Origin of the sequence: Salegentibacter agarivorans (assembly GCF_900113135.1) — a bacterium.
GTDB classification, from domain to species: Bacteria; Bacteroidota; Bacteroidia; order Flavobacteriales; family Flavobacteriaceae; genus Salegentibacter; species Salegentibacter agarivorans.
In genome coordinates this window covers 21,112-45,819 of sequence record NZ_FOOH01000006.1, presented here as the reverse complement: position 1 = coordinate 45,819, position 24,708 = coordinate 21,112, and the positions used below count along the sequence as shown (strand labels likewise).

Here is a 24,708-nt window from a genome sequence, read left to right as displayed (position 1 = left end):
CAAAAATGAAAAATAAGTCTATTTTACACCTGGATCTCGATGCATTTTTTGTTTCGGTAGAACGTAAACAAAATTCTGAATTGAATGGTAAACCGCTTATCGTAGGTGGAATGGGAGATCGTGGGGTAGTGGCGGCCTGTAGTTATGAGACGAGAAAATTTGGAGTACACTCGGGGATGGCAATGAAAGTAGCCCGGCAGCTTTGTCCGCAGGCCACCGTAATTAAAGGAAATGCCAGTACTTACACCAAACATTCGAAAGAAGTTACAGAAATTATTAAAAACCAGGTGCCCAGTTTTGAAAAAGCCAGTGTAGATGAGTTTTATGCCGATTTGAGTGGGATGGATAAATTTTTCGGCATCAATCAATTTGCCAGTGAGTTGAGACAGACAATTATAAAGGAAAGCGGCTTGCCAATTTCTTTCGGACTTTCACAAAACAAGGTGGTTTCTAAGATCGCTACGGGAGAAGCCAAACCTAATGCCGAAATTATAATTCCGCATGGAAATGAAAAAATTTTTCTTGCACCCTTAAGTGTAAATAAAATCCCGATGGTTGGTAATAAGACCTTTCAAAAACTACTGAATTTAGGCGTTAGAGAAATAAAAACTATCCAGGAAATGCCAGTGGAAATGTTGGAAAGTGTTTTAGGAAAGGCCGGGCGAACTATCTGGAAGCGTGCTAATGGCCTGGACGATACACCAATTATTCCTTATCACGAAAGAAAGTCTATCTCTACCGAGCGCACTTTTGGCCGCGATACTATAGATATGGTGCGCCTGCACGCCACTTTGGTGGCTATGGCCGAAAGCCTGGCTTACCAGTTACGGCGAGGAAATAAATTAACCAGCGTGGTAAGTGTAAAAATCAGGTATTCCGATTATCAGACGCATTCTAAACAGGTGAAAATCTCCTATACCAGCGCCGATCATATTCTAATTCCTAAAGTTGAAATGCTCTTTAAGCAACTCTATTCCCGCCGGTTGTTGATTCGGTTAATCGGTGTGAAATTCAGCGGACTAGTAGGTGGAAATTACCAGATTAACCTGTTTGATGATTCTGAAGAAATGCTGAATTTATATAATTCTATAGATAAAATTAAAGAGCGTTTTGGAGAACATAGTGTGATGCGCGCGGTCACCATGGGCACAAAAACCATTGGCCGCATGGGAAATCCGTTTAACGGCGAACCGCCAATTGTGCTAGCACATAGAAAACAATAATGATCTATTTAAACTGCCATACCTGGTACTCACTGCGCTACGGGACTTTCTCAGTGGAAAAACTCTGTGAACTCGCCCGGGAATTTAAAGTGGAATCTTTAGCGCTTACCGATATTAATAATACTTCGGCTTGTTTAAATTTTATAAAAATTGCTTCGGAATATGGAATAAAACCAATTGTGGGAATAGATTTTAGAAATGGAGCGGAGCAACAATATGTTGGGGTCGCTAAAAACAATGAAGGTTTTAGGCAGTTAAACGAACATTTATCGCAACAATTTCATCTAAAAAAAGATTTTAAACCTGAAGCGCCCGAATTACCTGATTGCTTTATTATTTATCCTTTTGAAAAAGTATTTGCACACAAAAAGACGAATTTCAGGAAGAATGAATTCATTGGAATTTCTGTGGAAAGTCTGCGGAAGCTTAAATTCTCAAAATACCTTGAATTTAAAGATAAACTGGTATTGCAGCAAAGCGTGAGTTTTAGGAATAAGCGTGATTATAATGCACACCGGTTGTTGCGGGCCATAGATAATAATGTTTTACTTAGCCAGCTTCCTGAAAACGAGCAGGGTTCTTTTTCTCATCAAATGATAGCTTCAGAAATTATCACTTCAGAATTTGAAGATTTCTCCTATATTTTAGAGAACACACACGAATTGGTAAATGCCTGTCGGGTAGATTTCAAATTCGGAAAAACCCAAAATCGAAATTTGTTGGTTTCAGGTGACAGCCCTGAAGCTGATGTTGCCCGGTTAAGAAAACTATGTGATGAAAACCTGCCAAAACGTTATCCAAAGTTAGAACCAGAGGTTTTGGAACGAGTAGAAAAAGAGCTGAATGCCATCATAAAACTCGGCTTTGTTTCCTATTTTTTGATCAATTATGATATTGTAAGTTATGCCCGGTCGCAGAATTTTCCGTTTATAGGGCGGGGAAGTGGTGCCAATTCTATTATTGCTTATATTATTGGAATTACCAATGTAGATCCCGTAGAGCTGGATTTATATTTTGAACGTTTTATTAATGAAAGTCGAAGTTCTCCACCTGATTTTGATATCGATTTCTCCTGGAAAGATCGTAACGAAGTAACTGATTTTATTTTCAAAAAGTACGAGTTCACCGCTTTAATGGGAACTTATGTAACTTTTAAACGCCGAGCGGTATCCCGGGAATTGGGTAAGGTTTTTGGTTTGCCTAAAGAAAACATAGATAAACTTTCAGCAGGATTTTTTAGTATAAATGAGCTGGATCAATTGGAAAAATTGGTGTTACGTTACAGCGCTTTAATTGAAGGTTTTCCCAATTATTTGAGTGTGCATTCCGGCGGAATTTTAATTCTGAATGACAGCATCTATAATTATGCCGCTACTTTTTTGCCACCCAAAGGTTTTGAAACAATCCAGATAGATATGAATATCGCGGAAGAAGTGGGGATTCATAAATTTGATATTCTTGCCCAACGCGGACTCTCAAAGATCACCGATGCGATTGAAATTATAAGGAAAAATCAACCAAATGCTGAAATTGAGGAGATTGAAAATATTGCTGTTTTTAAGGAAGATCCGGAAATCAATAATTTGCTAAAAACCGGTGATTGTATGGGTGTTTTTTATGTAGAATCTCCTGCAATGCGTGGTCTGCTCACTAAACTACAAACCGATAATTATTTAAATCTGGTAGCCGCGAGTTCTATAATCAGGCCCGGAATTTCCAGTGGTGGGATGAAAGAAGAATATATAAAACGGCATCGCGATCCTAAACGAAGAAAACAAGGCCACCCGGTGATGCTCGAAATTATGGGTGATACTTACGGGATTATGGTCTACCAGGAAGATGTGATGAAAGTAGCTCATAAATTCGCCGGACTTAGTTTTGAAGATGCTGATGTTTTGCGGCGGGGAATGAGTGGAAAAAAAACCTCTAAGGGCCAGATGGAAAGAATTGAAGCTAAATTCAGGGAAAATTGTAAACAAAAAGGCTATAATAAAAAGATTATTGATGAGGTTTGGGAGCAAATTTCTTCTTTTGCCGGTTATGCATTTCCAAAGGGACATTCGGCTTCTTATGCGGTAGAAAGTTACCAAAGTTTGTATTTGAAAAAATATTTTCCGCTAGAATTTATGGTGGCTGCGCTTAATAACGGCGGCGGATTTTATGATGTAGAAACTTATATCCAGGAAATTAGAAAATGCGGCGGGAGAGTGCATCCTCCCTGTATCAATAAAAGCGATCACCCAAATAGTATTTTTGGAAAAGATATTTACCTGGGATTAGGTTATATCAAAGAATTGGAAACTAAAACCGTACAGCAAATCCTGGAAAATCGGCAGTTTTTTGGTGTTTTTAAGTCCTTTGATGATTTTATAGATCGGGTTTCTATTTCAATAGAACAGCTAAGTATTTTACTGAAAATTGATGCTTTTAGATTCACACAAACAGATAAACATCATTTACTATGGAAAGCTCATTTTAAACTGAATGCCTCCAAACCGGTAGCTACACAGGAAAAATTATTTAATACTGCTCACCGGGATTTTGAACTTCCGCAGTTTCAATATTCAGCATTAATAGAAGCTTTTGACCAAATGGAATTGCTGGGTTTTCCGCTTTGTTCACATTTTAAATTGCTTAAAAATCCTATCGAAAAATCGGTAAGAGCAAAAGATTTAAAACATTATGTGGGAAAGGAAGTTTTGATTTATGGTGCCCTGATCACCGCTAAAAAAACTGGAACTTCTAACGGGAAATATATGTATTTCGGGACTTTTTTTGATGCTGAGGGCGATGTTTTCGACACGGTTCAATTTCCTGCTACCGCAGAAAAATATCCGTTGCGCAGCAAAGGAATTTATAAATGCTACGGCAGGGTAAATAACGAATTGGATTATATTTCTATTAGCATACAATGGCTGCAACGCCAGGACACCTTAACTGATCCTCGGTTGGTTGGCTACCAGTTTTCTTAGAGATTAACCTAAACGTCATCCTGAACTTGTTTCAGGATATAAGGAGTTAAGCCACATAATTTTATACTATTTCATATTTCAATTTTACTTATCTTTGACGTTAGTAACGGAAATCGGGATTACTTGTGATAAAATCATTTGCGGACAAAGAAGCTGAAAAAATTTGGAATGGAACTCAATCCAAAAAGCTTCCTGCTAATATTCAAAATGTAGCTCGAAGAAAATTAAGAATGATAAATAATGCTCAAAATATAAATGATTTAAGAATTCCTCCCGCTAATCATTTGGAAAAGTTGAGTGGAAATTTAGAAGGCTTTCATAGCATTAGAATCAATAAGCAATGGAGAATAATTTTTAAATGGGAAAATGACAATGCTCTTGAAATTCAAATTGTTGATTATCATTAGATTTAAAAAGTAAATTGAAAAATGAAAAAGTTAGATAATATACATCCTGGAGAAATTTTAAAAGAGGAATTTTTAGATGCAATGGAAATCAGTGCTTACCGACTTTCTAAAGAAACATTTATTCCGCAGACAAGAATAAGTGAAATCATAAAAAAGAAAAGAAGGATAACTGCTGACACAGCTCTTCGACTTTCTAAATATTTTGGAACAACTGCTAAGTTTTGGTTGGGATTACAAGATGATTATGATTTAGAAGAAGAAAAATCTCTTAAAGGAAAAGAATTTAATAGCATTAAACCGGTAAAAAATAACGCGGCATAACCAGTTATTAAGATAATTGGACTTCACTATGCCTGCATCGCTTAGAATTTATTTCAGCATCTAATATGAATAGAAGAGTTGAGAATTTCCTCTTAATTTAGACCCCGAAATAAATTCGTGATGACGTAAAAAACCAAAAATAGCTACTTCAAATACTCCAAGACATTATTTTCAATACGGGTTTCAATATTGCTGATATCGCTTTTTACAAAAGCTTCCCCGGTGATCTTTTCGTATAATTCTATATACCGTTCAGAAACCGACTCGATATATTCATCGCTCATTTCTGGTAAAATCTGGCCTTCTTTTCCCTGGAAGTTATTTTCAATAAGCCATTGTCTCACAAACTCTTTAGATAATTGTTTTTGCGGCTCATCATTATCCTGTCTTTCCCGGTAACCATCAGCATAAAAATATCGAGAAGAATCGGGAGTATGAATTTCATCTATTAAAACAATTTCCCCATCAGCATTTTTACCAAATTCATATTTGGTATCAACTAAAATTAATCCTCTTCTTGCTGCAATTTCAGTTCCGCGTTTAAAAAGATTTCGCGTGTATTTCTCAAGGATTTCGTAATCTTCTTTAGAAACAATAGCACGTTTTAGAATTTCTTCTTTAGAAATATCTTCGTCGTGATCGCCCTGTTCCGCTTTGGTTGCAGGAGTAATAATTGGCTCCGGGAATTTATCATTTTCCTTCATTCCGTTAGGCATTTCTACCCCACATAGCATACGTTTCCCGGCTTTGTATTCCCGGGCAGCGTGGCCCGCAAGATAACCGCGAATTACCATTTCAATTTTAAAAGGCTCGCAGGCCTGGCCAACCGCAACATTAGGATCTGGAGTCGCCTCCAGCCAGTTGGGCACAAGATCGCGTGTGGCTTCCATCATTTTTGTAGCAATTTGATTAAGGATCTGGCCTTTGTAAGGAATGCCCTTTGGCATTACCACATCAAAAGCCGAAAGCCTATCGGTAGCCACAATTACAAGTTTATTATTTTTTAAAGTATAAACATCCCGCACTTTGCCTTTGTAAACATCGGTTTGGCCGGGAAAATTGAAATCGGTTTTTATAATGGTATTATTCATTAGAATCTATTCTGAATTTTGGAAACTGAATTTTATAAAAAATTGAAATAGGATTTTACTCTGTATGTTCAATTTCTTTATAGGCTGAAATTATTTTTTTCACGAGTCGGTGGCGAATTACATCTTTATCGTCAAGGTAAATTATCCCTACACCTTTTACTTCTTTAAGCACGAGCAACGCTTCTTTTAGACCTGAAATCACCCTGCGAGGTAAATCTATTTGCCCGGGATCTCCGGTGATCATAAACTTGGCACTTTTACCCATTCGGGTAAGAAACATTTTCATTTGCGCGTGGGTGGTATTTTGCGCTTCATCCAAAATCACAAAGGCATTATCTAAGGTTCGGCCACGCATAAATGCAAGTGGTGCAATTTGAATCACTCCTTTTTCTATAAATGAATCAAGCCTTTCCTGCGGAATCATATCCCGAAGCGCATCATAAAGCGGCTGCATGTAAGGATCTAATTTTTCCTTTAAATCCCCGGGAAGAAATCCCAGGTTTTCACCAGCTTCAACCGCGGGACGGGTAAGAATAATTCTGCGAACTTGTTTTTCTTTTAATGCTTTTACGGCAAGCGCAACGCCTGTGTATGTTTTTCCGGTTCCTGCAGGACCAATGGCAAAAACCATATCGTTTTTACGCATTAGCTCAACCAGCTTTCTTTGGTTTGCGGTTTGGGCTTTTACCAATCGGCCGCCCACCCCGTGAACCAATACTTCGCCGCTTTCGTCTGAAGTTTGATAATCTGAACTTTTCTCGCTGGTAAGCACCCTTTCAATCACATTTTCGTCCAGTTTATTATACTTTCCGAAGTGCTCCATTAGCATTGTGATGCGTTCATCAAATTCTTCCAGCATTTCCTCGTCTCCAAAAACCTTAATTTTATTTCCGCGGGCTACAATTTTTAGCTTTGGAAAGTATTCTTTAAGAAGTTCAATATTCTCGTTTTGTTGCCCAAAAAATTCGCGGGGATTAATCTCAGAAAGTTCAATTACAATTTCGTTCAAAGGCTTATGGTTTTAGTTGAAAAACAATATCAAAATATTTTTATTTATAGTTATTCTTTATTTGTTGCTACTAAGTTTTAATGCTAATTTTGGCAGTTAGAAGATAGGTTGAAATACCTAACTTTCTTTTTCAAAAAAACCAATAAACTTAACTTCGCTTACTATACAAACTTACATAAAATAAGCGCTTACAAGTTAAAAAAATATTAACAATCACCTATGGCTATCATTACTTTAACCACCGATTTTGGCGAGAAAGATTACTTTGTGGGAGCGGTTAAGGGAGCTATTTACAGCGAATTAAAAGAAGTTAGAATTGTTGATATTTCACATTCAGTTTCCCCGTTTCATATTAGTGAAGCGGCCTACATTATAAAAAACGCTTATAATAGTTTCCCTAAAGGTAGTATTCATATAATTGGGATCGATTCAGAATTTACACCAGAAAATAAACACCTGGCTGTTTTACTGGACGATCACTATTTTATTTGTGCCAATAACGGGATTTTATCTTTGCTGGCTTCAGAAATTAAACCTGAGAAAGTTGTGGAAATTAATATTCACGATGCTATAGAAACCAATTTCCCGGTTTTAGATGTGTTTGTAAAAGTAGCCTGTCATTTAGCTCGTGGAGGAACGCTGGAAGTAATTGGAAAAAATATTAGTGAGATAAAATACCTAAAACAGTTTGAACCTGCTATTAATTCTGAAAAAAACCAGATTGTTGGTCACGTTTTATATATTGATAATTATGGAAATGTAGTTACTAATATTAGTCGGAAGCTTTTTGACCACGTAGGCAAAGGAAGAAATTACTTAATTAGTGCCAGAATGGTCACTTTTCCAAAAATTTATGAAGCATATTCTGATTGGATTAATTTTGAAGTGGAAAAAGAGAATCGGGGAGAAGAAGATGGCAAAAAACTTGCGCTATTTAATTCGGCCGGGTATATAGAACTGGCAATTTATAAAAGTAATCCTTCTACGGTAGGCAGCGCGTCTACACTTTTTGGACTGGAACACCGCGATACGGTAACTATTAAATTTGAAGAGAAATGATACACAGAATTGTGAAAATGGAATTTGATCCCGAAAAAATTGAAGAATTTCTTTCTAATTTTGAACAAAACAAAAAGAAAATAAGAGAATTTGGCGGTTGTTATAAACTGGAATTATTACGGGACCAGGACAATACAAACATCTTTTTTACGTATAGTTACTGGGTAGATGAGCTCTCTTTAGAACGTTACCGAAATTCAGAATTATTTAAAGATGTTTGGGCAAAAACTAAGGTACTTTTTAATGCCAAACCAATGGCCTGGAGCACCAATATTATAAGTAGCCAATAATTAAATTAGAATCATATTGCCAATGCTGGCCATTTTAAACAAAGAAATAAACTCTTTTTTTTCATCACCAATCGGTTACCTGGTCATTGGAATCTTTTTGGTAGTTTGTGGTTTGTTCTTATTTGTTTTTACCGGAGATTACAATATCCTGGATAATGGATTTGCCGATGTAAAACCATTCTTTAATCTTGCCCCCTGGATCTTCATTTTTCTTATTCCCGCAATTACCATGAAGAGTTTTTCTGAAGAGAAAAGACAGGGCACTATGGAATTGCTGCTAACTCGCCCCATTGGTTTTACACAACTTGTTTTAGGAAAATATTTTGGCGCTTTAATCCTGGTGATTTTAGCTATTTTGCCCAGTATTTTATATGTAATTACTATTCATCAACTGGGAAGTCCGGTGGGAAATTTTGATCTTGGTGCAACTCTTGGATCTTATTTAGGCTTAATTTTTCTTGGAGGCTGTTATACTGCTATTGGAATTTTTGCTTCTTCACTTTCTCAAAATCAGATCATCGCATTTATTATCGCGGTTTTTCTATGTTTTCTAAGTTATTTCGCTTTTGAAGGTTTGGGAGATTTAGACCTATTTGGAAGTACTAATTATGGCGCAGAATACCTTGGGATCAGCTTTCATTATCAAAGTATAAGCAGAGGTGTGATAGATACCCGGGATATTATTTATTTTCTAAGTTTTATAATTTTCTTTTTAAAACTTACGCAGTTAAGGTTAATATCAATTCAGAAAAAATCTTAGGCTTTGAAACACCAAAACACCTATAAAAACGTTTTTCTGTGGCTTGTTGCACTTGTAGCGATAAACCTGCTAGCGGCCAACTTTTTTGAGCGCATAGACCTTACTCGAGACCAACGTTATACACTGTCTCCTGCGGCAATGGAAATCGTTTCAGATGCTGATTCGCCCATTGTTATAGAAGTCTTTTTAGAAGGAAAATTCCCATCAGAGTTTAGAAGGCTTCGGAATGAAACCAGGCAAATGCTGGAAGAGTTTTCAGCTTATAACAGTAATATAAAATTCACTTTTACCAATCCCTTAGAAGAAAGTAAGGATGCTGAAGCTACGGCGCAGGAATTTTATCAGCAGGGAATGCCGCCGGCAAGGGTGAGTGTTCAGGAAAACGGTAAGAGTTCTGAAGCTTTGGTTTTTCCTTGGGCTGTGGCCAGACTTGGCGATAAAGAAGTGCAAATTCCTTTATTAAAAAATAAACTGGGCGCTACCGATGAGGAACGGGTTTCAAGCTCGGTACAGCAGTTGGAATATGCTATTGCCAATGCATTGAATAAATTAGTTTATCCGCGGAAAAAGAAAGTCGCGGTAATGCGTGGAAACGGAGAATTGCCCGATGCACAAATAGCTAGTTTTATAAAGACGCTGCAGGAATATTATTTTATGGCGCCGTTTACTTTAGATTCGGCGGCTGTAAATCCTCAAAAAACGCTTCAGCAATTAAAAGGCTACGATTTGATTATCGAGGCAAAACCTACCGAGGCCTTTACCGAAAATGAAAAGTATATTTTAGATCAATATACAATGAATGGTGGTAAATCACTTTGGCTTACCGAAGCCGTTGCCATGGAAACCGATAGTTTGTTGAATCCTTCAGGCAGAGCTTTTGCTTTACCTCGTGATCTTAATTTAGGCGATTTTTTCTTTTCCTACGGAATTAGAATCAACCCGGTTTTGATCAATGATATTTATTCAGCGCCCATTATTTTGGCCTCAGGAGAGGGAAATAATACTCGGTTCAACCCGTATCCCTGGTTTTACAGTCCGTTAACCACTTCGCCCAACGATCACCCTATTATTAATAATATTGAAGCAGTGAAATTTGAATATGCCAATCAAATTGATACGCTTCAGAATAAGCTTGAAAAAACAATTTTATTAAGCAGTTCTCCACAAACCAGGGTAGAAGGTACGCCGCGGGAAATTAGCCTCGAGATGGTAAGCCAGGAACCGGATATGGCTTCCTATAAAGATGGCGAGCAACCACTGGCAGTTTTATTGGAAGGAGAATTTACTTCGGTCTATAAGAACAGGATCAAGCCATTTGAAATTAAAAATCCTTTAGACCAAAGTGAAGAAACAAAAATGCTGGTAATATCTGATGGAGATGTTATTAAAAATGAAGTACAGCGAGGTAAACCCCTGGAACTTGGGCTTGAACGCTACACGGGAAATACCTACGGAAACAAAGAATTTTTGCTGAATGCCGTAAATTATATGCTGGATGACAGCGGACTTATAGATATTCGCAGCAAGGAAATAAATATCGCATTCCTGGACGATCAAAGAACTGCTGATGAACGCGAAAAATGGCAGGTGATTAATATTATTCTTCCTTTAATTATCCTGGGACTTTTCGCTTTCGGATTTAATTATTTCAGAAAAAAGAAATACCTGAAATAGCTTTCTTAGACTTCAATTTTCAGGAAATAAAATCAACATATTAACAATCTTAAAAAGATTATAGGTTGTAAGTATCTGTTTTTTAATTGTTTACTACATATTTTTTTGTTTTTGATGTTAATAAAAACTCGTCGACACAAGCTTTATTTTTAACAGATTAAAATATATTTGTAATGATTTCTAATTAATCACAAAGCCGATGAAATTTATTGTATCCAGCAGTTATTTGCTGAAACAGCTTCAGATATTGGGTGGGGTTATTAACAACACCAACACCCTTCCAATTTTAGACAACTTTTTATTCGATCTTAAGCAGGACGAGCTTACGGTTTCTGCCTCAGATCTTGAAACTACAATGTCTGCTAAACTTAAGGTAGAATCAGATTCCGAAGGAAAAATAGCGGTTCCTGCAAAATTGCTTTTAGATACGCTAAAAACTTTCCCGGAGCAACCCTTAACTTTTGTTGCTGAAGATAACAACACTATAGAATTAAGCTCTAATCACGGTAAATACGCGCTTGCCTATGCCGATGGTGAGGAATTTCCAAATCCTGTGGAATTGGAAGATCCTAGCAGCACCGTTTTAGAAGGTGATATTTTAGCTACCGCGATTAGCAAAACCATTTTTGCTTCAGGAAACGACGATCTTCGCCCGGTAATGAGTGGGGTTTTCTTTCAATTTACAACAGAAGGTTTGACTTTTGTAGCAACTGACGCGCATAAATTGGTGAAATATCAGCGTGAAGACGTTACGGCTTCCCAGGCTTCAGACTTTATTATGCCGAAAAAGCCACTAAACCTTTTAAAAGGAATTCTAGCCGGTAGCGAAAGTGAAGTGCTTATAGAATACAACGATTCTAATGCGAAATTCACTTTTGATGATACGCAATTAGTTTGTCGTTTAATAGACGGGAAATACCCTAATTACGAAGCGGTAATTCCGAAAGAAAATCCGAATAAATTAACCATAGAGCGCAACCAGTTTTTGAGTTCGGTTCGTAGGGTTTCTATTTTCTCTAATAAAACTACGCACCAGGTGAGATTAAAAATTGCCGGTGCCGAATTAAATATTTCTGCAGAAGACGTAGATTACAGTAATAAGGCGGAAGAGCGTTTAACCTGTTCTTACCAGGGAGACGATATGCAAATTGGTTTCAACTCTCGTTTTCTGACAGAAATGTTGAATAATTTAACTTCAGATGAAGTTCAACTGGAAATGAGTCTGCCTAATCGTGCAGGAATTTTAACTCCTGTAGATGGTTTAGACCCTGGAGAAAAAATTACCATGCTGGTTATGCCGGTGATGCTTAATAATTAAGCCCCCTGGCCCCCGAAGGGGAGATTCAACATAAAAACCTAGCTAGCTTAAAGAAATCAAACCTCACAGGTTTTCAAAACCTGTGAGGTTTTTTATTCTAACAAGTAGGGAATGAAATTATAATAAAACAAGGCAGCCGATTGGCTGCCTTGCTGTTTTGAAAATGTCTCCGGTTTATTTTATAATTTCAATAGTTAGCGGATAATTAGGTATTTCCCCGTTGCTCACTTTAATAGCATTTACAATAGGAATAACAACCATTAAAATTGCTATTCCAATAAGAGCGATTATCCCAAGTCCGAATAAAAAGATTAGCGGGATACATAATAAGCTATAAATAAACATACTTATTTGGAAATTGATGATCATTTTTCCGTGAAAATCCATTCCGGCAACTTTATCTTTTTGGGTAAGCCACAGGATTAACGGAACTATAAAGCCGCCAATTCCTGTAACTAAATCCAGTAACTGACTTAAGTGGGTAAGAACGAGCATTTGGTTGTCTTCTCTCATTTTTTCTTTGATTGATGTGATGTCTCTATATTAATAGACGATCTTTTCCGCACGATGTTACAATTTTTAAAAGATGCATTTTTTCTTCCCCTCTTTTGGAGGGGGTTGGGGGGAGGCTTATCTTTGCACTATGAAATTAAACGATACTATTGTAGCGCTTGCCACACCTTCTGGTGCAGGAGCTATTGCGATTATTAGGGTTTCCGGTCCCGAAGCATTTAATATTGTTTCACCGCTTTTTAAGGCGAAGAGTAAAAAAAAGCTAAGCGAACAGCCCAGCCATACTTTACATTTAGGAAATTTAATGGATGATGATCGTACCTTAGATGAGGTTTTAATTTCAATATTTAGAGCGCCTAAATCTTATACCGGCGAAGAAACGGTAGAAATTTCCTGTCACGGAAGTCCCTATATTCAGCAGGAGATTATTCAATTAATGATTAGAAAAGGTTGTCGCTCAGCCGAAGCCGGGGAGTTTACCATGCGAGCCTTCCTAAACGGAAAAATGGATCTCAGTCAGGCGGAAGCCGTAGCCGATTTAATTTCTTCTGAAAACCAGGCTTCGCACCAAATGGCGATGCAACAAATGCGCGGCGGATTTTCTAATGAAATTCATCGTTTACGCCAGGAATTACTAGATTTTGCGTCCTTAATTGAACTAGAATTAGATTTTTCTGAAGAAGATGTGGAGTTCGCTAATCGCGATCAATTTAAAGAATTGGTAGCCAGGATTCAGCAGGTATTAAAACGTTTAATAGATTCTTTCGCTACCGGGAACGTGCTTAAAAACGGAATTCCCGTTGCAATTGTAGGTGAGCCAAACGTAGGGAAATCTACTTTACTGAATTCACTTTTAAATGAAGAACGCGCTATTGTTTCTGAAGTGGCCGGGACCACCCGTGATTCTATTGAGGACGAAATGAGTATTGGTGGCGTTGGATTCAGGTTCATTGATACCGCCGGAATACGAGAGACTGAAGATGTGGTGGAAAGCATCGGAATAAAGCGAACGTTCGAAAAAATAAGTCAGGCGCAAGTAGTTGTATTTTTGCTAAATGCAGAAAAGTTTAAAGCTCAAAGTTCAAAGTTTAAGGTTGAAATTAAAAAAATCCACAATCAATTTCCTCAAAAACCTCTTGTTGTTATTGCGAATAAAGTAGATCAACTTACGGAAAATGAGAAAGAGAATTTATTTGAAAATTTAAACGAACTGGAAGGCGCAAGCTTGCAGTTAATTTCTGCTAAGACAGGCGAAGGTGTGGAGGAACTAAAAATTAAACTACTGGAGTTTGTAAACACCGGTGCGCTTAGAAATAACAATACCATCGTAACCAACAGCCGTCATTACAATGCGCTTTTAAAAGCCCTGGAAGAAATAAACAAGGTAGAAGAAGGACTAAACACAGACCTCTCTGGCGACCTATTAGCCATAGATATTCGCGAAGCATTAGAATACTTCGGTGAAATCACCGGGCAGGTCACTAATGATGAATTATTGGGGAATATATTTTCTAATTTCTGTATTGGAAAATAAACATGTAATTTTATTTGGTGTTATATGGTATCAAATATCGTCAAAACTATCGAAATTAAAGGGTTTAAAGAAAATTAAATTTTCCTATATTTTTTTATAAGTTACTAATTTTACACCTTTATTTACACCTCATTTACACCTTTTTAAAAAATATAACTATGAGGTGTAATTTTTTACACCTGTAAAAGTTTTTTTGTAAATTGAACAAAATATTCAATTATAAAAATAGCTTTAAAAAAGAAAAAACTGGCCACAGGAAAGTATAGCCTTTATATTGAATACTATAAAGGGTTTACGCAAAATGAAAAGGGTAAAATTCAGCATCAAAGAGAATTTGAATATCTCAAAGAATATCTTCTAATTAACCCTAGGACAGCTGCTGAAAAGAAAGATAATAATGAAACCTTATTAAGAGCAGAACAAATTTTGTCTATTCGTCAAGCAGAATATGCGCAGGGTAAATATGGAATTAAGGATAAAAGTAAAGACCGACTTCTCTTCCTTTCTTATTACGATAAACTTAAAGAGGAGCGTTACGAAAGTAAAGGAAACTATGATAACTGGGATGCCGCACAAAATCATATTGAAGCCTATTGTGGGAAGAAAAAAATAACATTTGAAGACATTGATGAAGATTTCGTAATAGGATTTAAAAAGTTTTTAAATCATAAATCAAGAACAAAATCTAATACTGCTTTATCTCAAAATTCAAAATATACTTATTATAATAAATTTAAAGCAGCATTGCGGCAGGCTTTTGAAGACGGTTATACCAGACGAAACTTTGCCACGACGGTAAAAGGTTTTGCCCAAGGTGAAACATCTCGAGAATACCTTACCCAGGAAGAATTGCAAGCTATGGCAAAAGCTCACTGTAAACATCAGGTGCTAAAAAATGCTTTTTTGTTTAGTTGCCTAACGGACTTAGGTGGAGCGATATAAACAAGCTCACCTGGGTTGAAATTAGAGACGAAGAGGAAGGTCCGCGGCTTATTTTTAAACAAAAGAAGACTTCAGGTCAGGAGTATCAATATATCTCTAACCAAGCAAGACAACTATTAGGAAAGAGGAAAAGAGAAAGTGATCTCGTTTTTAAGGGATTAAAATATGGAGCCCATTTTAATGCGGAAATACTTAGATGGTGTATGCGGGCAGGTATCACCAAGCATATAACATTTCATAGTGCCCGGCACACTCACGCAGTTTTACTATTAGAATACGGTGCTGATATCTATACCGTGTCAAAAGTTCTGGGACATAAAGAAATCAGAACTACCCAGGTGTACGCAAAAATAGTAGATAAGAAGAAGAAGGAAGCAGCCAACCTGATTCCAGAACTTGAAATGGATTATGAGTTTTGATTTATTCAAATATCTAACAACTCTTGGCTTTATCTATATTTATGGTAGACTCGTTTTACATTATGGTGAAGTTTTCTGGACCTATATGTGGGATGAGGAAATACTCTGGAAATCTAATTTAGAGAAACCAAGAATCCTCTTTCTATTAACTGGGTTGGGAGTTATGCATCTAATATCCTTCGCAAGAACAACCATAACGCCAGATAATTATACAGTCCAAATTCTTCTACTGCTTGCCTTTAGTAGCGGGTTTTATTTAGCAGTTATAACCTGGACGTACCAATTTAGAGATAGTATCCAAGTTCAAAAAGCATTTCCAGCACTCAACAAAAATAAACCAAAAAGAGAAAATAATTTTCATCTTGAGATTTCTGAAGATCAAATACAAAAGCTATATCACGGTTTAATTAGATATGATCTTTTGAACTATGATAAAACAAGTAAGCAGGATTTAAAGAATGTACTTCTAAAAAATTGGGACGCACATAATTCAAAAATCCATTTTAATATGGATGGCCCCAGCTGTAGAGAGTTTCATGACTATTTCATCCGGACTTTTCCCAAAAATTCTTTGACGATGAAAAATTTCTTTGAAACGTCTAAGCTCGTATTAAGAGCGGATGGAAAATCCTATAAATATAATACCATTATAAGGTGCACCCCTAAAAACGATCTCATCGAAAGAGAATGAAAAGTTGAGAAGCATTTTTCAAAAACTGACTTTAAACCAGGCATCTTCAAAAGAGTTTACTGTGGGTAAATCGTTTTAAAATATTCACAAACTATAATCATTTCCTCGCTGAATTTTTCTGGGTAGGAGATCATCTCTCTTTCGTAGTATGCTTTGTGAACTTTTTTCCAGTATTTAAGGGATTTATCGCCTTCGCCTTCAGTTGCTGCAAATTCTTCTGTGATTTTATTAAATGGAACCTGCTCTATCTTCAACGTTTCAATTATAGCTTTTGCATTTCCATTCCAATCCGTCACAATTTGTTGGTCCCCGGCTCTTGGCAGAGGTTTATTAATTTTTTTAAACCACCATAAAGAAGTAGCAGTAGCCCTTTTTATTCCATTAACTACCAACTCAGCACATTCATTCGCATCTTTTTCATTGTCACAGAAATAGAAAGAAACTGGAACTTCTCCTAATTTATTCTGAGGGTTTTGAGTAAGAAAGTCTTCCCATAGGGTTATTACAGATTTAAAATTTTCTCTTCCATTATTCATAGTTTCCCTATCTCGAAATTTTTTGAGTGCTTTTTAAATTTGTTTTATTCCGCTACCTGCCTACTCCAATTTTGAATAACGCTGCGCTAATAGATCTGAGTATTTTTGCTTGTATTCGCTTGATAAAAAGGAGCTTTCTAAAAGAGAAAGAGCGTTCTTTTTATTTTTAATGAATCTTTTAAATACTCCATCAATTTGCTTTTTGTTCAATTCCAGTTTCTCTCCCAGACTCACAAAATGTTTTTTTGCTAATTTTTTCTTTTTTCCTTCAAGAGTTAGTGCCAGCTCTTCACCATCTTCTGGGTTAACTATAGCAACATTAAGAAGATCATAAGCAGGGGACAAGACCCATTCTCTGGTTCGCTTTATTAAAGAAAAGTTTTTCAGATGCATATCGTTGTTTCCCGTGAGAAAACTAAATAAAGCTATTTCAAAAAAATAAAGTTTGTCAAGCAAGGTGTTGGAGGAATAAGTCCCGATAGCTTTGCCTACCTTTTCCATTGAGCTTTTATATTTATCAAAAGCCTCTAGGATCTGAAACATATCGAGCATATGAATTTTTTCATTGCTAAGTGTTCGATCTATTCGCTTTGTAATATAGGCTAACTCTCCTGATTTTAATCGTATTAAACTGGAGGGAACAGTTCTTATTCCAAAGCTTTCTGCCATACGCATTGTAAAATGTTCATTTTGCGGCATTTCAGCAAAAGCTGCAGAGGGTGGTTTTAAGATATAATTACCTCCGAGTGCTCCTACCACTGTTAACCTGTTATTTTCCGATGCTAGTGCGTTATCGATGAAGGATAAGGAAAGTTTAGGTTGTACCCCAGGAACTGCTATTCTTCTTTCTACCACATTTTTCGCCAGATCTACCATTTGATCCAGGGAATATTCTAACTGAGGCGGAATTTCAGTACCAAAGAAATTTACACTGCAATTGGTGTGAAAATCTTTCGGATCTGTTTCTCCCAATTCTTTATAACAATATAAACATCTATTCTGCATTTTCTGTGACTTTTGGGTGAACACTGACCGCACCTATACAATTTTTGCAACAGGCTAAAAGTAGTCCCATTCGGTCATTGCGGTTGATTTTCCAGTTTTTTGATGCAATATCTAGAAGCCATCCTTCCGGGATAAGACCTTCAAAAAAGGGAAAAAGCCGTTTTTCTACATAAGGTTCTTTTCTAACCGGCATCGTAAACGTGATAAATTGGTCAGAATATTTATCAACGTAATCAATTTCATATTGAAATTGATATTCTCCTTCATCGGTTTCGGTTAAAATACCTGCTAGAAGTTCCTGATAATAAATTTTTGCCTGTCTCATAAATTAAGTTTGAGAAATATCATTTTGGTCTACCGGTGCCAGTACGTGCCCAAACATCTTTAGCACCTGATTTACCTTTTCCATATTCAGGTTTTCTTTTCCTTGTTCTATTTTTCTCACAACGGTTAAAGCCACACCAGCCCTTTCGGCAAATTCTTCCTGAGTGAGTTGGTTTTCTTTTCGCTTTTGTTTTAAAAACTCTGAGAGATTCTTCATTATATGTAATTAGATATAATTATTACAAATATATATTAATTATATGTTTAAACGTATAATTTTGGTTTTATTTCTATATTTATATGCATTTGCATATAAATATAAACTAAAAACCACTGAATCAATTAGAGCTGATTTTTCATACATTAAAAAAAAGAAGTCATACAAGGTATGAATAGTATGACTTTCTTATCCTTTCCCATCTTAGTTTTGGTTCCAGAATTCAAAATACAAAAGCGCTTTTGTTCATTTTTTAACTAAAAATTTTCAAAAATGAACGAACTAAAAATTTTAGAAAAATTAGATCGTATAGAAACGATTGTTCGTGCCCACAAAACTGTATTGACCTTTGATCAGGCCTGTGATTATACAGGTATCTCAAGAAATTATATGTATAAACTGACTGCCAGGGGAGAAATTCCTTTCTCTAAACCAAAGGGGAAACTAATCTTTTTCTCTCGGGAAAAACTCGATGATTGGCTGCTCAATAATAGTCATTCTTCTAAAGAGGAGATTAGAGGGCAAGCAGTGGAATATGCTTTCCGGAATAAAAGATTCTAAAGATCTATATGATGAAGAAAGTTGAGCTAAAATTATACCAGGTCTCGGAGCAAAAGAAGAAAACCATCTATGATTATGTAGATGAATATGTTTCTAATAAATATGATATCCGGTTTAATGAAATATCCCCGGAGTTTCAGATTTCTATTAAAGGAAAACATTCCTGGGAAGATTTTGAGGTGAATTCTTTACTTATAGAATTAGCAAAATCTAATATAGAAGTGAACCCTGGTAAGCTGGATATCTATTTACGCTCTAACCTGATTGCAAGATTTAACCCTATTGCGGAATATTTTGATAAGCTTCCGAAATGGGTAGGGGGTGACCATATTAGAAAACTCGCTTCATACCTGCCTACCCGGGAATCTGAAGAATTTCTTTATCATTTTAGAAAATGGTTAGTGTGAACGGTTAAGGGAGCATTGGAAGATTAATATTTTAATAAGCAATGCCTGGTCCTGGTTCATTCGGAGCAGAATTCAGGGAAGTCTACCTGGTGTCGGTTCTTATGTCCTCCTGAATTATCCAGGTACTTTACTGAAGATATGACTACCGATAAAGATGCCAGGATTCAACTTACAAGAAATTTCATTATCAATCTTGATGAATTATCCGTGCTAGCAAAAAAAGAATTAAATGCGCTTAAAGCATATTTTTCTAAAACGATGATCAATGAACGTTTGCCCTATGATCGCAAAAACTCAAACCTTCGAAGAACCTGTAGTTTTATAGGGTCTACCAATAGGGCAAGTTTCTTAACAGACGAGACCGGTTCAGTGAGGTGGCTATGCTTTGAACTTCTGGGAAAAATCGATTTTAACTACAGTAAGGAGGTGGAGATCGATAAGGTTTGGGCCCAGGCTTATTATTTAGCTTTTGTAGATCCAAATTTCGATCCTGAGCTTAACTACCAGGATATTCTTAAAAACGAGGAACGAAATAAACGCTATAGGGAACCGACCCTGGAAGAGGAATTACTTGCCAAGTTCTATGATTTAAGTAAAGATCAAAAATACTTTATGACTGCTTCTGATATCATTACTAAGCTGAGTTGTATAAATCCACGGCTTAACGTAATCAAATATGGGGCGCGCACTAAAATCGAGAGGTTTTGACCGAATCAAACACCCTGAAAAAGGAGTGTATGGATACCTGGCAAAACCACTCTTTAAAAATAACCCCTGGGAAATTAATTAATACTAAAAACAACTTACCATCCTACCATCACCTTTTTGAACTCAATGAGCATAGGGGAGTGGAAATGGTAAGATAATTTAAGAGAACCTTACCCATCTTACCTGAAGAACTATTCCTGGTAACATGGTAAGATCAATAAACAGAAATAAATCTTTCTTAAGCCTAGTAAAATCAAGGTTGGGTAAGATGGTAACTTAAAAATTAAAAAATGAACTTAAATAACTTATCGTGTAAAAGCGCCCGTAATATTTGTCTCGTAAAAATACTAGCAAAATTAGGTCACTTTCCCATCAGGACAACGGAAAAAGAAGCTTGGTTTCTGAGTCCCCTGCGGTCAGAAACGCAAGCCTCTTTTAGCGTTTCTTTAATTAAAAACTTATGGTTTGATTTCGGAATGGGAGTAGGAGGGAATACCATAGATCTTATTATGGCAATCAAATCCTATTCTGTAAGAGAAGCCCTAGAATTTCTGAAAGATGATCCGGATTCATTTTCTTTTAGCCCGCCGAGTACCAAACCTTCAGACCAGGGCATAAGTATATTGGAAGTCCAATACATCAATTTAATTGCATTAATACATTACCTGGAATCACGGAATATACCTTTCGAGCTTGCCAGGAAATATTGTATGCAGGTTTGGTACCGATCAAAGGGTAAACAATTTTTTGCGATTGGTCTTAAAAATCACCTGGGGGGCTGGGAACTTAGAAATAAATATTTTAAAACATCCAGTAGCCCAAAAACTTATTCATTGATTCAAAGGGATGCTAAGGTTCAAAGGGATGCTAAACAACTTATCATTTTGGAAGGGATGTTTGATTTTCTATCCCTTGCCACTATTGATGAAGACTTAGTCCAGAATTCTGATTGTATCATTTTAAACTCCCTGGCTTTTTTGGACCGGGTGAAAATATTTATCCCGGTATATAAGCGTGTATTGCTTTACCTGGATAATGACCCTGCAGGTAAAAAAGCTACTGCTACGCTTTTAAGCCTTTATGACCATATCACAGATTGTAGTGATTCTTATAGCGAATATGCAGATCTCAATGAAAAACTGAAAGATGAAAAAGCCTGGAAAAAATAAGAATCTGTTGGGAGGAAATATAAAACCCAGCTTTGATGATGCTCTTCAAAACACCATCCGAAAACATTTGGAAGATACAGGACAGGTAAATTCTAATGCAGAGAAAAAAGAGGTTGAGCTATCTGTTCCAATTTTGAAAGGGAACGGAACGCAAGATGTGTGCCTGTGGGCACAATCTTGATTGCTCCCGGTGGTCGCAATGAAAAAAAAGAGATGTTTAAGGGGAAAAACCAATGGATAAAATTCAGGTGTTCCTTATATGAAAAGAAGATGCTCAGGATCAAAGCAAAACAAAGTGGACTTTCATTAAGTGAATTTTGTAGAAGATCGATCTATGAAAAAGAGATCAAGGAACGACTTTCTGATGATCAAATTGAGATCTATAAAACCCTGGCAAAATTTCATAATAATTTTAAATCCATCGGGAATATGTTTCGTAAAAAAGATCCCAAACTTTCCAAAGAAGTTTATGCGCTGGCCAATACTATAAAATCTCACCTTCAAAATTTGAACGAATGATTGGTAAAGGCAAAGCGATATCCTATACCCAGGCTTCTATGTCCTACGGCTGGAACCAGGAGAAAGATGCCCAAGTGGTCTATTCTCAAAACCTGGTGGGAGAGAACCCTAAAGAGGTTGCTGCTGAATTTAGGCTTACCCAGGAGCTTAATACAAATTGTGAAAAGAATACACTTTCTTTTATCCTAAGTCCTACCATCGATGATGGAAAGAACCTGGAGAAGAAAGAGCTTTCAAGAATATGCGAGCAGTTTATGAAGCAGATGAATTTAAAAGATCGCCAGGCGATTGCTTTTGTCCACCGGGATAAAGCTCATAAACACATTCATCTCTATGTGAACCGAATTGATTTTAAAGGCCAGGCCTATAATGATAGCTTTATTGGAAAACGGAGCCAGGTCGCAGCGGAGAAAGTAGCAGAGCGGCTACAGCTGACTACTGTTAAACAGGTGCAATGGGAAAAGGAACACAATCTCAGGGCTATTCGGTTTGAAATCAAAAGACGTCACGATCTTACGATGCAGCAATTTAAGCCGCGTTCTTTTGATGATTATATCAAAGGAATGCAGACCAACGGGGTAAAGGTTATTCCCTCGATTAATAAAGCGAACAAGCTGCAGGGCTTTCGGTTCGAATTTGATAAATACAATCTCAAAGGAAGTGAAGTACACCGCTCGATGACCGGGGGGAATATTGGTAAAACCCTGGCTGAGGATAAAAGTATGGCAAACTTTCTTAAAGAAAACACCCACCTCAAAGTTGCCGGGAAAACGGTTGAACTCTCCACCGGGATGGCTAAAGCAATAGCAAAACAGGTAATAAAGAAAATAATCTCCAAAGGAATGGATACTGGAATAGGATTTTAAAAACTAAATATTATGGCAAAATTAGAACACCTTAGTGAATTGCTGGTTTCAGAAATCAGCCAGTTTGAAAGTACAGTGCAACGACTGGAGAAAATTCAGAAGGAGAAAATCGGTATTGATAGTGCAGCTTTTGAAATGTTGCTTTTAAAACACCAGGAGAAAATGGAAAAAGGTCTTTTTGAACATTCAGTGGATATGAAAGATCTTGGGGCAAAACTTGAAGAAGCCAAGGCTTATCCAATTTGGGCTTTGATCGTTTTTGGGGTATCGATAGTGCTTAATGGGATTTTGATTTATATAGTTTTTTTTAATTCTAAACTCAATATTAGCATTATTATGGGCGCGTATGCTCAAATGGCAAAACGTACTTTGAGCTATAAACTAAACTCTAGGCTCTATTAGCTCCAAAAACCATTTACCTAACCACACTATAATGTGGATTTAAAGGTGTTTTTTATCATTGACTCTAAAAATTCATTAATTTTCACATTGAAGTGTGGATTTTAGTGTATTTTTGAATGTCAGAGTAATTAATACATTAAGATCCACAATGTATTGTGGATCTTAAATTATGAAAATCAAGAAACCTATGGCAGCGATACAGAAGATTGCCTTATTGATCCAGCAGCGCCGGGATCAAATGCGTATCACGCAAAAACAATTAGCCGATATGGCTGATATTGGGATCAATACATTGTATAAGATTGAGACTGGTCAGGCCAATCCAACCCTGGAGTCCTTACAGAAAATAACGGATGTCCTTGGGATGGAAATAACCCTACAGGTTAAAAAAGTATAATTTTAAATGAGACAGGCCACTATACTTTACAAAGGAAAAGAAGCTGGAAATTTAAAACAGCATGATGATGGAAGTTTTACTTTCCGGTATCTGGAAGCCTGGTTGGCTGATCCGGAGAACCCATCCATTAGTCTTACCCTGCCGAGATCCCAAGCGGAATATCATGCTGAATACTTATTTCCTTTTTTTTATAATATGCTTCCGGAAGGGGCTAACAGGCAAACCGTATGCATGGCAAACCGGTTGGATCCCGATGATTATTTCGGAATTCTAATCACTACCGCCGGTTATGATACCGTGGGTGCAATTACCGTCAAAAAAATAAAGAGCTAAAATGAAAATAGATCATTGTCCCGGAACATTAGCAGAAGGGTTTAGCACCTATAGCAGAACCTGCTTGAAACGTGTTTTTGATGCACGCAAGGTTTCTCATGTGTTGCCTTATGAGTCGCCAAACTCCAACCTGCAAACCGATAAGCTCTTTGAAGACAACCAAAAGCGTATTTCTATTTCCGGGGTACAGGAAAAGTTCTCTGTACTTCAGGAAAAAAATAAATTGCGGCTAATCCAAAAAGGGGAGCAAGGCACACATATATTAAAACCAATCCCAAATGTTGGCAAGAAACGCAAACAAATGCCTGCCAATGAACATTTAACCATGCAGATTGCACGACAGGTATACGATATTGAAACTGCTGAAAATGCACTGATCTTTTTTGAGAATGCAGCTCCCGCCTATATTACCAAACGATTTGACGTAAACCCGGACGGTTCTAAGAAGGCAAAAGAGGATTTTGCTACTCTTGCCGGAAAAACTCCCCAAACACATGGCGAACATTATAAATACGCAGGAAACTACCTGGAATTATTCCGGTTGATGAAAAAATTCCTGCCGGCTTATCGCGTTGAAATACCTAAATTATTTAAACTCCTGGTATTTAATTATTTATTTTCTAACGGTGATGCACACCTAAAGAATTTTGCTATCCTGGAGACACCTATGGGAGATCATAGGTTAAGTCCTGCCTATGACTTACTCAATACTCGTATCCATGTAGATGATAGTGATTTTGCACTGGAGGATGGTTTATTACCAAAAAGTATGGGGCAAACTACGACAGGAGGTCAGTTTAAAATCCTGGCAGAACAGGTTGATCTAAAGCCGAAGCAATTTGATGAAATAATGGAGAGCATGATGAAGCATTCCGATGAAGTTTTCAAATTAACCCAGGCGTCTTTTTTGGAAGAAACTACCAAACGCAATTATATCCAGGATTTTCAATACCGATTAAAGCAATTGCAAAAAATAAATTTTTAATAAAGATTTTCAAAAGCTCAATTAAGTATTAAAATTAAGGTGTAGAATTCCTGGAG

Annotated in this window: 31 protein-coding genes and 1 pseudogene; 25 read left to right on the top strand and 7 right to left on the bottom strand. The window is 36.7% G+C overall.

The features are described from left to right. The first annotated feature begins 5 nt into the window (after window positions 1-5). The 4 genes from dinB to BM084_RS05840 all read left to right on the top strand — a co-directional run bounded on the left by dinB (window position 6) and on the right by BM084_RS05840 (window position 4,923). Window positions 6-1,223 carry a DNA polymerase IV gene (gene dinB / locus BM084_RS05855; protein WP_075327468.1) on the top strand — a complete coding sequence of 406 codons (1,218 nt, stop codon included), beginning with the start codon at window positions 6-8 and terminating at the stop codon, window positions 1,221-1,223. Then, complete coding sequence (locus BM084_RS05850; RefSeq protein WP_083634203.1) at window positions 1,223-4,195, top strand: DNA polymerase III subunit alpha; 2,973 nt, start codon at window positions 1,223-1,225, stop codon at window positions 4,193-4,195. Before dinB ends, BM084_RS05850 begins: the two co-directional genes overlap by 1 nt. Before the next feature lie 125 nt (window positions 4,196-4,320). Then, on the top strand, window positions 4,321-4,602 hold the full coding sequence (locus BM084_RS05845; RefSeq protein ID WP_075327467.1) for a type II toxin-antitoxin system RelE/ParE family toxin: 282 nt from the start codon (window positions 4,321-4,323) through the stop codon (window positions 4,600-4,602). A gap of 21 nt (window positions 4,603-4,623) precedes the next feature. Continuing rightward, window positions 4,624-4,923 (top strand): HigA family addiction module antitoxin, encoded by a 300-nt coding sequence (locus tag BM084_RS05840; RefSeq protein WP_075327466.1) that lies wholly within the window; start codon window positions 4,624-4,626, stop codon window positions 4,921-4,923. A gap of 143 nt (window positions 4,924-5,066) precedes the next feature. Here BM084_RS05840 and BM084_RS05835 read toward each other — a convergent pair whose 3' ends face one another. After that, a complete protein-coding gene (locus BM084_RS05835) occupies window positions 5,067-6,014 on the bottom strand; it encodes a phosphoribosylaminoimidazolesuccinocarboxamide synthase (RefSeq protein ID WP_093303595.1) in 948 nt (315 codons plus the stop codon). A 55-nt stretch (window positions 6,015-6,069) separates the two neighbouring features. Beyond that, window positions 6,070-7,023 carry a PhoH family protein gene (locus BM084_RS05830; RefSeq protein ID WP_075327464.1) on the bottom strand — a complete coding sequence of 318 codons (954 nt, stop codon included), beginning with the start codon at window positions 7,021-7,023 and terminating at the stop codon, window positions 6,070-6,072. 219 nt (window positions 7,024-7,242) lie between these two features. Between BM084_RS05830 and BM084_RS05825 the strand changes: the two genes are divergently transcribed. The 5 genes from BM084_RS05825 (at window position 7,243) to dnaN (ending at window position 12,124) form a co-directional block, all read left to right on the top strand. Further along, a complete protein-coding gene (locus tag BM084_RS05825) occupies window positions 7,243-8,082 on the top strand; it encodes an SAM hydrolase/SAM-dependent halogenase family protein (RefSeq protein ID WP_075327463.1) in 840 nt (279 codons plus the stop codon). Beyond that, window positions 8,079-8,372, top strand: coding sequence for a putative quinol monooxygenase (locus BM084_RS05820; protein ID WP_075327462.1), 294 nt, complete (start codon window positions 8,079-8,081; stop codon window positions 8,370-8,372). The genes BM084_RS05825 and BM084_RS05820 overlap by 4 nt, the downstream gene beginning before the upstream one ends. Window positions 8,373-8,394: 22 nt before the next feature. Continuing rightward, window positions 8,395-9,132 carry a gliding motility-associated ABC transporter permease subunit GldF gene (gene gldF / locus BM084_RS19405; protein WP_232228854.1) on the top strand — a complete coding sequence of 246 codons (738 nt, stop codon included), beginning with the start codon at window positions 8,395-8,397 and terminating at the stop codon, window positions 9,130-9,132. Window positions 9,133-9,135: 3 nt separating this feature from the next. Then, the gene (gldG, locus tag BM084_RS05815) at window positions 9,136-10,806 is read left to right on the top strand and encodes a gliding motility-associated ABC transporter substrate-binding protein GldG (protein WP_232228853.1); all 1,671 of its coding nucleotides are present in this window, start codon (window positions 9,136-9,138) and stop codon (window positions 10,804-10,806) included. Between the two features lie 199 nt (window positions 10,807-11,005). After that, entirely contained in the window at window positions 11,006-12,124 is a 1,119-nt protein-coding gene (gene dnaN, locus BM084_RS05810) for a DNA polymerase III subunit beta (protein WP_057481476.1), read from the top strand. 174 nt (window positions 12,125-12,298) lie between these two features. On the opposite strand, the gene BM084_RS05805 is transcribed toward dnaN, so the two are convergent. Continuing rightward, window positions 12,299-12,637, bottom strand: coding sequence for a DUF4870 domain-containing protein (locus tag BM084_RS05805; RefSeq protein ID WP_075327460.1), 339 nt, complete (start codon window positions 12,635-12,637; stop codon window positions 12,299-12,301). A gap of 130 nt (window positions 12,638-12,767) precedes the next feature. Here BM084_RS05805 and mnmE point away from each other — a divergent pair, with 130 nt between their 5' ends. From mnmE to BM084_RS05790, 5 genes and pseudogenes are all read left to right on the top strand, one after another. Next, complete coding sequence (gene mnmE / locus BM084_RS05800) at window positions 12,768-14,171, top strand: tRNA uridine-5-carboxymethylaminomethyl(34) synthesis GTPase MnmE (RefSeq protein ID WP_075328006.1); 1,404 nt, start codon at window positions 12,768-12,770, stop codon at window positions 14,169-14,171. Window positions 14,172-14,387: 216 nt separating this feature from the next. After that, window positions 14,388-14,555 (top strand): annotated as a pseudogene (locus BM084_RS19600) (site-specific integrase); the annotation flags it as partial. A gap of 42 nt (window positions 14,556-14,597) precedes the next feature. After that, on the top strand, window positions 14,598-15,113 hold the full coding sequence (locus BM084_RS19595; protein ID WP_317040648.1) for a phage integrase SAM-like domain-containing protein: 516 nt from the start codon (window positions 14,598-14,600) through the stop codon (window positions 15,111-15,113). Continuing rightward, window positions 15,083-15,532: a site-specific integrase gene (locus BM084_RS19590; protein WP_317040647.1), complete on the top strand. Its 450-nt coding sequence runs from the start codon at window positions 15,083-15,085 to the stop codon at window positions 15,530-15,532. The genes BM084_RS19595 and BM084_RS19590 overlap by 31 nt, the downstream gene beginning before the upstream one ends. Further along, entirely contained in the window at window positions 15,522-16,223 is a 702-nt protein-coding gene (locus BM084_RS05790) for a hypothetical protein (protein WP_093303592.1), read from the top strand. The genes BM084_RS19590 and BM084_RS05790 overlap by 11 nt, the downstream gene beginning before the upstream one ends. A gap of 56 nt (window positions 16,224-16,279) precedes the next feature. On the opposite strand, the gene BM084_RS05785 is transcribed toward BM084_RS05790, so the two are convergent. The 4 genes from BM084_RS05785 to BM084_RS05770 all read right to left on the bottom strand — a co-directional run bounded on the left by BM084_RS05785 (window position 16,280) and on the right by BM084_RS05770 (window position 18,305). Continuing rightward, a complete protein-coding gene (locus tag BM084_RS05785; protein WP_075327435.1) occupies window positions 16,280-16,759 on the bottom strand; it encodes an ASCH domain-containing protein in 480 nt (159 codons plus the stop codon). 60 nt (window positions 16,760-16,819) lie between these two features. Next, a complete protein-coding gene (locus tag BM084_RS05780) occupies window positions 16,820-17,635 on the bottom strand; it encodes a HipA domain-containing protein (RefSeq protein WP_317040646.1) in 816 nt (271 codons plus the stop codon). A gap of 118 nt (window positions 17,636-17,753) precedes the next feature. Continuing rightward, on the bottom strand, window positions 17,754-18,089 hold the full coding sequence (locus tag BM084_RS05775) for a HipA N-terminal domain-containing protein (RefSeq protein WP_075327433.1): 336 nt from the start codon (window positions 18,087-18,089) through the stop codon (window positions 17,754-17,756). Window positions 18,090-18,092: 3 nt separating this feature from the next. After that, a complete protein-coding gene (locus BM084_RS05770) occupies window positions 18,093-18,305 on the bottom strand; it encodes a type II toxin-antitoxin system Y4mF family antitoxin (RefSeq protein WP_037320618.1) in 213 nt (70 codons plus the stop codon). Window positions 18,306-18,578: 273 nt separating this feature from the next. Between BM084_RS05770 and BM084_RS05765 the strand changes: the two genes are divergently transcribed. From BM084_RS05765 to BM084_RS05720, 11 genes are all read left to right on the top strand, one after another. Further along, window positions 18,579-18,866 carry a helix-turn-helix domain-containing protein gene (locus BM084_RS05765; protein ID WP_093303589.1) on the top strand — a complete coding sequence of 96 codons (288 nt, stop codon included), beginning with the start codon at window positions 18,579-18,581 and terminating at the stop codon, window positions 18,864-18,866. Window positions 18,867-18,874: 8 nt separating this feature from the next. Next, window positions 18,875-19,273: a hypothetical protein gene (locus BM084_RS19400; protein WP_232228852.1), complete on the top strand. Its 399-nt coding sequence runs from the start codon at window positions 18,875-18,877 to the stop codon at window positions 19,271-19,273. A 45-nt stretch (window positions 19,274-19,318) separates the two neighbouring features. After that, window positions 19,319-19,981, top strand: coding sequence for a VapE domain-containing protein (locus tag BM084_RS19395; RefSeq protein ID WP_317040650.1), 663 nt, complete (start codon window positions 19,319-19,321; stop codon window positions 19,979-19,981). 290 nt (window positions 19,982-20,271) lie between these two features. Continuing rightward, complete coding sequence (locus tag BM084_RS05755; RefSeq protein WP_093303587.1) at window positions 20,272-21,150, top strand: toprim domain-containing protein; 879 nt, start codon at window positions 20,272-20,274, stop codon at window positions 21,148-21,150. After that, a complete protein-coding gene (locus BM084_RS05750) occupies window positions 21,128-21,331 on the top strand; it encodes a hypothetical protein (RefSeq protein ID WP_093303585.1) in 204 nt (67 codons plus the stop codon). The genes BM084_RS05755 and BM084_RS05750 overlap by 23 nt, the downstream gene beginning before the upstream one ends. Then, a complete protein-coding gene (gene mbpA, locus BM084_RS05745; protein WP_245764343.1) occupies window positions 21,316-21,669 on the top strand; it encodes a mobilization protein MbpA in 354 nt (117 codons plus the stop codon). The genes BM084_RS05750 and mbpA overlap by 16 nt, the downstream gene beginning before the upstream one ends. Further along, the gene (locus BM084_RS05740) at window positions 21,666-22,535 is read left to right on the top strand and encodes a relaxase/mobilization nuclease domain-containing protein (protein WP_093303582.1); all 870 of its coding nucleotides are present in this window, start codon (window positions 21,666-21,668) and stop codon (window positions 22,533-22,535) included. The genes mbpA and BM084_RS05740 overlap by 4 nt, the downstream gene beginning before the upstream one ends. Window positions 22,536-22,547: 12 nt before the next feature. Then, window positions 22,548-22,937, top strand: a complete 390-nt coding sequence (locus BM084_RS05735; protein ID WP_093303580.1) for a DUF6730 family protein — start codon at window positions 22,548-22,550, stop codon at window positions 22,935-22,937. Window positions 22,938-23,124: 187 nt separating this feature from the next. Then, the gene (locus BM084_RS05730; RefSeq protein WP_245764342.1) at window positions 23,125-23,334 is read left to right on the top strand and encodes a helix-turn-helix domain-containing protein; all 210 of its coding nucleotides are present in this window, start codon (window positions 23,125-23,127) and stop codon (window positions 23,332-23,334) included. 6 nt (window positions 23,335-23,340) lie between these two features. Beyond that, window positions 23,341-23,667: a HipA N-terminal domain-containing protein gene (locus tag BM084_RS05725; RefSeq protein ID WP_093303574.1), complete on the top strand. Its 327-nt coding sequence runs from the start codon at window positions 23,341-23,343 to the stop codon at window positions 23,665-23,667. A 1-nt stretch (window position 23,668) separates the two neighbouring features. Then, window positions 23,669-24,652, top strand: coding sequence for a type II toxin-antitoxin system HipA family toxin (locus BM084_RS05720; protein WP_093303572.1), 984 nt, complete (start codon window positions 23,669-23,671; stop codon window positions 24,650-24,652). Window positions 24,653-24,708: the final 56 nt, after the last annotated feature.